At 69.6% G+C, this 4,842-nt stretch carries 5 protein-coding genes; all 5 read right to left on the bottom strand.

The features are described 5' to 3' along the window. The coding region (locus tag VD972_RS26270) for an HAD-IC family P-type ATPase (protein WP_324991482.1) at positions 1 to 620 on the bottom strand (620 nt) is incomplete at its 3' end. Between the two features lie 83 nt (positions 621 to 703). Continuing rightward, complete coding sequence (locus tag VD972_RS26265; RefSeq protein ID WP_324991481.1) at positions 704 to 1,792, bottom strand: Gfo/Idh/MocA family oxidoreductase; 1,089 nt, start codon at positions 1,790 to 1,792, stop codon at positions 704 to 706. Between the two features lie 42 nt (positions 1,793 to 1,834). After that, the gene (locus VD972_RS26260) at positions 1,835 to 3,064 is read right to left on the bottom strand and encodes a sugar ABC transporter permease (protein ID WP_324991480.1); all 1,230 of its coding nucleotides are present in this window, start codon (positions 3,062 to 3,064) and stop codon (positions 1,835 to 1,837) included. Beyond that, positions 3,061 to 3,849, bottom strand: a complete 789-nt coding sequence (locus tag VD972_RS26255) for an ATP-binding cassette domain-containing protein (protein WP_324991479.1) — start codon at positions 3,847 to 3,849, stop codon at positions 3,061 to 3,063. Before VD972_RS26255 ends, VD972_RS26260 begins: the two co-directional genes overlap by 4 nt. A 15-nt stretch (positions 3,850 to 3,864) precedes the next feature. Then, on the bottom strand, positions 3,865 to 4,842 hold a 978-nt coding region (locus VD972_RS26250), incomplete at its 5' end, for a sugar ABC transporter substrate-binding protein (RefSeq protein WP_324991478.1).

Here is a 4,842-nt window from a genome sequence, read left to right as displayed (position 1 = left end):
CCAAAGGTGAGGTTGGATCGATCCCCCAGGCCCGCCTCCTCGGGCACGGGATTGAGCTGCTTCGTGACGGGAAGGGACTCGCCCGTCAGCGCGGCCTCTTCCACCTGAAGGTTGCGCACGGACAACAGCCGCATGTCCGCCGGAACCTTGTCTCCAGCGGCCAGCAGCACCACATCCCCAGGCACCAGCTCCGAGGCCGGGAGCGTCACCTTCCGCCCGCCCCGCAGCACGGTGGCCAGCTCCGGCACCATGGCCGACAGCGCCTCGATGGCCCGGCCCGCCCGGAACTCCTGCACGAAGCCGATGACGGTGTTGAGCACCACCACCGCGAGCACCACCAGACCATCCGTCACCTTGCCCAGGACGATGGCCAGCACCGCGGCGCCGAGGAGCACCCAGATGAGCGGGTTGTTGATCTGCCGGAACAGCACCCGCAGCGGGCCACTCTGGCTCTCACGCTGGAGGACATTGGGTCCGTAGCGTGCCAGCCGCCGGGGGCCCTCCTCCTCGGAGAGTCCCTCCGGGGTGCTCTGGACACGCTCCAACACCGTCTCGGGAGCGAGCACATGCCACGGGATGGGCGCTGGGCTGCTCGTCAGGGCTGGCGTCGATGAGTGCATGGTGGGCTCCCCCTCAGAAGATGGGGAGCCACTGGGAGCCTGCCTCCTGCTCCTTCGGGGGGGATGCTCGCCTGGCGAACAGCCTAGAGCCGCCCCATCGGGATCCAGCGACGCTCGGTGTGCGAGCGGCGGATGGCATCCAGCACGCGCTGGTTGCGCCACCCCTCTTCGAAGGTGGCAGCCCCCGCGAGCGTCCGAGCCCCCGCGCGCAGTGCCTCGGCGATGGCATGGGCGTACTGCACGAAGCCTCGAGCCCACTCGCTCTCCGGCATTCCCTCGGGCAGCGACTCCGGAGCCGGCAGCGCCACGGGCTCCCACTTCCGTCCGCCCACGTCCGCGCGCAGCAGCTCCAGCCCCTCCACGCGCAGCCCGCCGCGGGTGCCGAACACCTCCACCACGTGCATCGGCTTGCCGGGCTCCACCGCGGAGAGGCTCATCGCCGCCGTGAGCCCTGCCCCGAAGCCCAGCAGGGCCTGCACCTCGTCATCGGACGTCACCAACCGAGCCTCCCCAGTCTGCGCATCCGCTCGTGCCGGGATGTGCGTGGCCAGCACCCCGAGCACCTCCACCGGCTCGCGGCCCAGCAGGAAGCGCAGCGCATCCACCGCGTGCGAGCCGATCGCGCCCAGCAGCCCCCCGCCGCGCGCCACATCCGACCACCAGTCCCAGGGCCGCCCCGGCCCGGCGCGGTTGTCACTGCGGTAGCGCACGCGGGCGTGGTGGATTGTCCCCAGCTCTCCGGACTGGATGATCTCCCGCATCCGCTGGCGCGAGGGCAGGAAGCGCAGCTCATGGTCCATCAGCGCGAGCACCCCTCGCTGCTCGGCCGCCATCCACATGATCTCCGCCTCCGCGGCCTCCAGCGCCGTGGGCTTCTCGCAGAGCACGGCCTTGTCGGCATGCACCGCCGCGATCGCCATCTCCCGGTGCAGGTGCGGCGGCGTGACGATGCTGACGAGCTGCACGCTCGGATCGCGCACCACGTCGCGCCAGTCCTGCGTCGCGTGGGGGATGCCCAGCTCGCGTGCCACCTGCTCCGCGCGCTCGAGGCGGGAGCTCGCGATGGACACCACCTCCACCCCAGGGATCGACTTGAAGGCGGGCACCTGCGTGGAGCGCGCGAACCCCGTGCCGATGATGCCCACCCGAAGGGGCTGTGCTCCCGTCGTCATCCGCTCTCCCAGTGGGACTGGGAAGGCTCCCCAGCGCCCGGTTCAGGCCCGCCCTGCCGCCTGCCGCCCCCTCCTCGAGAGTGCGTCAATGGAGGCTGCCACGAGCAGCACCGCGCCCGTGACCATGAACTTCACGGAGGAGGATAGCGCTAACAGGTCCATTCCGTTGGAGATAGAGCCGATGACCAGCGCCCCCAGGATGGCCGACCAGGCCGATCCACGCCCGCCGAAGAGGCTGGTGCCGCCGATGACCGCCGCGGCGATGGCGTTGAGCAGCACGTCCCCGCTGCCCGAGGACTGGTTCACCGCCAGCAGCCGTGAGCCTGCGAGGATACCTCCGGCGGCCGCCAGGGTGGAGGCCAGGGTGAAGATGGCCACGCGGATGGTCTCCACGCGGATGCCGGACCGGCGCGCCGCCTCCGCGCTGCCGCCCACCGCGAAGACGTGACGGCCGAAGCGCGTGCGCTTGATGAGCAGCTCCAGCCCCACCACCAGGCCCGCGAAGATGATCGCCGCCAGCGGCAGCCCTCGGTCCTGCGTGAAGACCGCCACGGCGGCCACCACCGCGCCGGAGATGACCACCATCCGCGCCACGGTGGAGCGCAGGTGCGTCTGGGGCAGCCCCGCCTCCGCCCGCCGCCACCGCTCCATCAGCACCGTGCCCACGTAGACGATGATGATGAGGATGGCGATCGGCCATGCCACCGCCGGCTCGAAGAAGGTGCCGGTCAGCCCGGTGATGATCGGATCATTCAGGTTCACCGTGCCCGTGTTGCCCAGGACGAACAGCAGCGCGCCCTGCCACCCCAGCAGCCCGGCCAGCGTCACCACGAAGGAGGGCACCCGGAACCGGGTGATCCACAGACCGTGGAACAGCCCGATGGCCGCGCCCGTGGCCAGGCCTGCCAGCAGCGACGGGACGGGAGCCCACTGGTGCTTCACGTTGAGGATGGCCATCACCGCGGCGGACAGGCCGCTCACGGCGCCGGCCGACAGGTCGATCTCCCCCAGCAGCAGCACCAGCACGATGCCCGCGGAGATCGTCCCCATGGCGGCGATCTGCAGCATCAGGTTGGTGAGGTTGACCGCCGACAGGAAGCGCTCGTTGGCCAGGTAGAAGGTGAGCCAGATGAGGCTCAGCCCGATGATGACGGGCAGACTGCCCAGCTCGCCCTGGGACACGCGGCGCCGGAACCCCTTCCAGGCCCCCAGCATTCCGGGAGCATCCTGGATGAGGCGGGGATCGACAGCGGCTTCACGGGGGGCGCTCATACGACCTCCGGCTTGAGCGTCTCAACCACTTCGGACTTCTTGGCGCCGGTGATGGCGGAGACGACCTCCACCTCCTTGGCCGTCTTGACGTCGAAGGTCGCCACCCGCTTGCCCAGCCGCAGCACGATGATGCGATCCGCCACGGAGAACACGTCCAGCAGGTTGTGGCTGATGACCACCACGCCCAGGCCCTGCTCTCGCAGCCGACGGATGAGATCCAGCACCTGCCGCGTCTGCGCCACGCCGAGCGCCGCGGTGGGCTCGTCCAGGAGCACCATCTTGGGCGAGCCCATCATCGCCCGCGCCACCGCGATGGACTGCCGCTGCCCGCCGGACAACGAGGCCACCTGCGTGCGCACGCTGGGGATGCTCACGCTCAGCCGCTGGAGCAGCGCGCTGGCCTGCTGCTCCATCAGCGTCTCGTCCAGCCACCCCGTGAGCTTCCCCACGCCCCCCGAGCGCAGCTCGCGCCCGAGGAACAGGTTGCCCACGACGTCCAGGTTGTCGCAGAGCGCGAGGTCCTGGTACACGGTGGCGATCCCCAGCGACGAAGAGGCCTGCGGTCCGTTCAGGGACACCGGCCGTCCCTCGAAGAGGACCTGCCCCTCGTCAATGGGGATGATGCCCGAGATGATCTTGATGAGGGTGGACTTCCCGGCGCCGTTGTCGCCTACCAGGGCGACCACCTCACCGGGGTGGACCTCGAAGTCCACCGCGGTGAGCGCCTGGACGGCCCCGAAGCGCTTGGAGATGCCTCTCAGCTCCAGCAACGTGGTCGCGGACATCCCACCCTCCCAGGGCTACTGGATCTGAGCCGCGGTGCAGGCGTCCTTGTAGCTGCCGGTGCAGATCTCGTCCGGCTTCCAGAAGCCATCAGCGACGATGGTGCTCTTCACGTTGTCCTTCGTCACGGCCACCGGCTCCAGGAGGATGGAGGGTACGTCCATCTTGCCGTTGTTGACCTTGGCGTTGACCTTGCCGGCCGGCGCTGGCTGCCCGCGCACCAGCGCCACCGCGAGCTCCGCGGCGACCTCCGCCTCGGGCTTGATGGCCTTGTAGACGGTCATGAACTGCTCGCCCGCGAGGATGCGCTGGATGGCGGCCAGCTCGGCATCCTGGCCGGTGACAGGGGGCAGCGACTTGACGCCCGCGGCCTTCATCGCCGCGATGGCCCCGCCGGCCGTGCCGTCATTGGCGGCATACACGCCGACGATCTTGTCCTTACCGAGCGAGGTGAGCGCCTGCTCCATCTGCTGCTGGGCCTTGTCCGGGCTCCAGTCCGGCGTGTCGTACTCGGCGCCGACCTTGAGACCGCTGCCGTCGATGACACTGTGCGCGCCGGCCTTGAAGAGCTTGGCGTTGTTGTCGGTGGGGGCTCCGTTGATCATGACGATGGTGCCGCTGCCCTTGCCGTCCGCCTTGAGCTTGTCCACCAGGGCCGTGGCCTGGAGCTTGCCCACCTTCTCGTTGTCGAACGAGATGTAGTAGTCCACGTCGGCGCCGGTGATCAGGCGGTCATAGCTGATGACGGGGATCTTCGACTGCCGGGCCCGCGCCACGACGGCGGCCGCAGAGGCCGAGTCCACCGGATCCAGCACCATCACCTGGGCGCCGTTGGTCAGCGCCGCCTCGGCCTGGTTCTGCTGCTTGGCCGCGTCCTGGTCCGCGTTGCTGTAGATGATCTCACACTCGGCGCACAGCTCCTTCACCTTGCGCTCGAAGTGCGGCCGATCGTGGGACTCGTAGCGCGCAGTCTTCGACTCGGGCAGCAGGAAGGC

The organism is Hyalangium sp., from assembly GCF_035629615.1.
GTDB lineage: Bacteria > Myxococcota > Myxococcia > Myxococcales > Myxococcaceae > Hyalangium.
Note: the sequence above shows the minus strand (reverse complement) of the source record. Positions and strands in the feature narration are given on the sequence as shown.

What these genes read in the sequence shown, in the direction of transcription:
- VD972_RS26265 (WP_324991481.1), bottom strand. Translation starts at nt 1,792, where the DNA reads ATGACGACGGGAGCACAGCCCCTTCGGGTGGGCATCATCGGCACGGGG.
- VD972_RS26260 (WP_324991480.1), bottom strand. Translation starts at nt 3,064, where the DNA reads ATGAGCGCCCCCCGTGAAGCCGCTGTCGATCCCCGCCTCATCCAGGAT.
- VD972_RS26255 (WP_324991479.1), bottom strand. Translation starts at nt 3,849, where the DNA reads ATGTCCGCGACCACGTTGCTGGAGCTGAGAGGCATCTCCAAGCGCTTC.